Annotated in this window: 4 protein-coding genes; 3 read left to right on the top strand and 1 reads right to left on the bottom strand. The window is 43.6% G+C overall.

The window, feature by feature from the left end; all coding sequences use genetic code 11:
- Positions 1–176: 176 nt before the first annotated feature.
- A complete protein-coding gene (locus ACYQ2O_RS10815) occupies positions 177–380 on the bottom strand; it encodes an SDR family NAD(P)-dependent oxidoreductase (protein WP_346024241.1) in 204 nt (67 codons plus the stop codon).
- A gap of 344 nt (positions 381–724) precedes the next feature.
- On the opposite strand from ACYQ2O_RS10815, the gene ACYQ2O_RS10810 reads away from it, so the two are divergent.
- The 3 genes from ACYQ2O_RS10810 (at position 725) to radA (ending at position 3,931) form a co-directional block, all read left to right on the top strand.
- Positions 725–1,831: an ABC transporter ATP-binding protein gene (locus tag ACYQ2O_RS10810; protein ID WP_346024240.1), complete on the top strand. Its 1,107-nt coding sequence runs from the start codon at positions 725–727 to the stop codon at positions 1,829–1,831.
- A 210-nt stretch (positions 1,832–2,041) separates the two neighbouring features.
- Positions 2,042–2,536, top strand: a complete 495-nt coding sequence (locus ACYQ2O_RS10805; RefSeq protein WP_346024239.1) for a dCTP deaminase/dUTPase family protein — start codon at positions 2,042–2,044, stop codon at positions 2,534–2,536.
- A gap of 24 nt (positions 2,537–2,560) precedes the next feature.
- Positions 2,561–3,931 carry a DNA repair protein RadA gene (gene radA, locus ACYQ2O_RS10800; protein ID WP_346024238.1) on the top strand — a complete coding sequence of 457 codons (1,371 nt, stop codon included), beginning with the start codon at positions 2,561–2,563 and terminating at the stop codon, positions 3,929–3,931.
- Positions 3,932–4,125: the final 194 nt, after the last annotated feature.

The following is a 4,125-nucleotide window of genomic DNA, read 5'->3' as shown; positions in this document are numbered from 1 at the left end:
TCATTATGTATTGGTGAGAGAGAAAAGAAGACAGGGGAGCGTGAACTCCAATGCTGTCGCCTTTTCTCTCTTTCTTTCTGTCAGATTTGTATACGTTTCCTTATTTTACCTTTGCTGGAGACATTTGGCAAGAAAAAAAGGCAATGTGATCCAGCAGTGTATTCACGTCTGCTGGATCACATTGCCTTTTTTCGCCTCTTTTTTATCGGTATAGAATGCTTTTCTACACTCAACCGGTCAGCATGTTTCTGACCATCTACTGCATTATAATCACTCAATACAACTTTAGCGCCTTTATCAAGGAACGCTTCTACTGTAGCCAGACCGATTCCTGATGCGCCACCCGTAATGACTGCCACCTTGCCTTTTAAATCGAACATCCAACACACATCCTTATTCGTATTTTATTTCACAAACTCATTATACTATACCTGAATACATAATCAAGAGAAAGTGCTTACATTATTAATGTATCAAGGAAAGTTCAGAAAATGATGAATAATAGATACGATTGAATTACTTTAGAACAATACCTCCCATCATTTTGAAATGCTAGTTCCCTGTCATTTAGTCACTGTGCACAAAACGCTTACACTGATTTTGTGCACGTTTACATAGTGGGAGAAAAACGTTTCCATTACAATAGGTATTGTCAACTAATCAATGAATTTGATTCATTCTTACTGAGAATCAATATAATCTTAAACAGGAAAGGTGATTACCTATGGTAGAAATGGCAATGAAGAATATTTATAAACGTTACGACAACTCAGATGATTTTGCGGTATCTGATTTTGATATGAGAGTTAAAGACCGCGAATTTATCGTATTCGTTGGACCTTCTGGTTGTGGTAAATCCACTACACTTCGTATGATCGCAGGACTTGAAGAAATCACTGACGGAGAACTTTGGATCGGCGACACGATGATGAATGATGTCGCACCTAAAGACCGTGACATCGCGATGGTGTTCCAGAACTACGCGCTGTACCCGCACATGACTGTATTTGACAATATGGCATTTGGTCTTAAACTACGTAAATATAAAAAAGATGAGATTAAAGACCGTGTGGAAAATGCGGCAAGCATATTAGGGCTGACTGATTTTCTAGACCGTAAACCAGCTGCACTATCTGGTGGACAGCGTCAGCGTGTAGCTCTAGGACGTGCGATCGTTCGTGATGCTAAAGTATTCCTGATGGATGAACCTCTGTCAAACTTGGATGCTAAGCTGCGTGTAGCCATGCGTGCTGAAATTGCAAAACTTCACCAGCGTCTGAACACAACTTCAATCTACGTTACACATGACCAGACTGAAGCGATGACAATGGCTGACCGCATCGTTATCCTGAAAGACGGATTCATCCAGCAAATCGGAACACCTAAAGAAGTATATGACACCCCTGTTAACATTTTCGTTGGTGGGTTTATTGGATCTCCTGCGATGAACTTCTTTGATGTCACTCTTCAAGGGAACAAAATTTCCAACGGAGACGGATTAACCGTCGAAGTGCCTCAAGGGAAACTGAAAACTCTTAGCGATAAAGGATACAAAGATGGAGCTAAACTTGTATTTGGTATCCGTCCTGAAGACATCAAGAGTGAGCAGGTTGCACTGGATGCTTCTCCTGGAACAGTTGTAACATCTAAAGTAACTGTTTCTGAGCTTCTAGGTGCTGAAACAATGCTTTACTCACAAGTCGGCTCTCTTGAGTTTATCGCTCGAGTTGATGCTCGTGACTACCACAGACCTGGTGAGAATGTGGACTTGGCCTTCGATATGGGTAAATCACACTTCTTCGATCCAGAAACTACTAACGTTATCCGTTAAGACGAGGTAAGGTTGGTCAACTAAATACGCCCCCTTTTTTCCTCTCTGAATTACATATAATGTGTAATCAGAGAGGTTTTTTTTAGTATATAAACTGGTCGTTTATAAAGCAGCAAGTTTAGTGTAAAATAGACTTATTACACTATCAACTGAAGGTATGGAAAGGGGTCAGCAATCTGTTTCAGTTTAATTGAAGAAACAGGAGATATTATGACTAGGATTAGAGGATTTGAAATTGTAGATAAGTATAAAGATCAGGGACTGAGTCTGCCTAAACGGGCAACAAAAGGATCTGCAGGGTATGATTTGACGGCTTCTCAGGATATTGTCATTCCGTCAGTATTTAAGGCTATGCAGGCAGGGAATTTTGAAGGAAACCCGGTTGGTTCCACACTTATTCCGACAGGTGTCAAGGCGTATATGCCTGAAAATGAGTACCTGCTTCTGGCGAACCGCTCGAGCAATCCGATGAAGCGGCAGCTGGCTGTACCTAATGGCATTGGGGTCATCGATTCGGACTATTACAATAACGACGGCAATGAGGGCGAAATTTTTGTTCAGATCATTAATTATGGCCTTGAAGATGTAGAGATCAAAAAAGGTGAACGAATTGCTCAGGGGATTTTCACTCAATACGAAACAGCAGATCAGGAAACAGATGACTTTTCAGTACGTACAGGCGGATTTGGATCAAGCGGAAGATAATTTCAGGCTGAAGGAGTTAATAGATTGGCAAAGAAGAAAGCAACGGTATTTGTATGTCAGAACTGCGGATATGAATCACCCAAGTATCTAGGGAAGTGTCCCAGCTGCGGCTCATGGAATCAGATGGTCGAAGAGAAGCTGCCGGATAAGACTGACAGCCGAAGCAGAGTGACGATCAGTGGAAAAACTTCCAAGGCTGAGCCGATCACTGACATTACAATCGAAAAGGAAGAACGGGTCAAGACTGACCTGACAGAATTCAACAGAGTCTTAGGCGGAGGAGTCGTTCCAGGATCGCTCGTGCTGATCGGTGGAGATCCGGGAATCGGAAAATCGACTTTGCTGCTTCAGGTTTCTGCTCAGTTGAACCAGAATGGCGGAAAGGTCCTGTATGTATCAGGAGAGGAAAGTGCCTCTCAGATTAAGATGCGGGCTGAACGGCTCGAGCTGCGAGGTTCCGACTTTTATCTGTATGCTGAAACGGAAGTCAGTGCCATTCAGGAGACGATTGAAGAATTGAAGCCGGATTATGTGGTCATTGACTCGATCCAGACCATGCATCATGCCGGAATCGACAGTGCGTCCGGAAGTGTGTCACAGGTCAGGGAGTCGACGTCGACTTTAATGCAGATCGCCAAGATGAATGACATTGCGATTTTCATTGTCGGACACGTGACCAAGGAAGGGGCGATCGCCGGTCCACGTATGCTCGAGCATATGGTGGATACGGTGCTTTACTTTGAAGGCGAACGGCATCACACCTTCCGTATCTTACGTGCTGTCAAGAACCGTTTCGGCTCGACCAATGAGATAGGAATCTTTGAAATGAAAAATGGCGGACTGGAAGAAGTGCTCAATCCTTCCCAGCTCTTCCTGGAAGAAAGACTGTCCGGAGCAACTGGGTCAGCTGTCGTTGCTGCGATGGAAGGGACCCGGCCGATCCTGGTCGAGATTCAGTCTCTGATTTCTCCGACAGTATTCGGTAATGCTAAACGAACGGCAAGCGGGCTGGATTATTCACGTGTGTCGCTGATCATGGCTGTACTGGAAAAGCGTGCAGGTCTGCTTCTTCAGAATCAGGATGCCTACCTTAAAGCGGCAGGTGGCGTTAAACTGGACGAACCGGCAATCGATCTGTCCATTGCCATCAGTATTGCTTCAAGCTACAAGGAAAAAGAGACGCGTCCGACCGACTGCTTCATTGGAGAAATTGGGCTGACCGGAGAAATCCGTCGCGTCTCTAAAATTGATCAGCGGGTGAATGAGGCTGCCAAGCTTGGATTCAAACGGGTTTTTCTACCGAAAAACAATATGGACGGCTGGGACTTCCCTGAAAATATAGAAATTATAGGATGTACGACACTTGCTGATGCAATCAGACGCGCTTTTTCTTAAATTGAAAAAGCGCCATGCGTCAGTTTCAGCTGATCAGCTGTTATACTAGACTAATAGACAAAATAAAGGTAACTCCCAATAATCTATGAAAAATTATGTTTCCCAAATTTCTCGTTGCTCGTATGATGATTTCTGTCGATGAAGGTAATATAATCCAATCATTGTCTGGATTATACAGCTTTATAACAGATCCA

It is taken from the genome of Alkalibacterium sp. m-11, from assembly GCF_054658155.1.
This window is presented reverse-complemented; position numbering and strand designations above follow the sequence as displayed.

Coding starts and splice junctions, on each gene's coding strand:
- ACYQ2O_RS10815 (WP_346024241.1), bottom strand. CDS start 380: ATGTTCGATTTAAAAGGCAAGGTGGCAGTCATTACGGGTGGCGCATCA.
- ACYQ2O_RS10810 (WP_346024240.1), top strand. CDS start 725: ATGGTAGAAATGGCAATGAAGAATATTTATAAACGTTACGACAACTCA.
- ACYQ2O_RS10805 (WP_346024239.1), top strand. CDS start 2,042: ATGACTAGGATTAGAGGATTTGAAATTGTAGATAAGTATAAAGATCAG.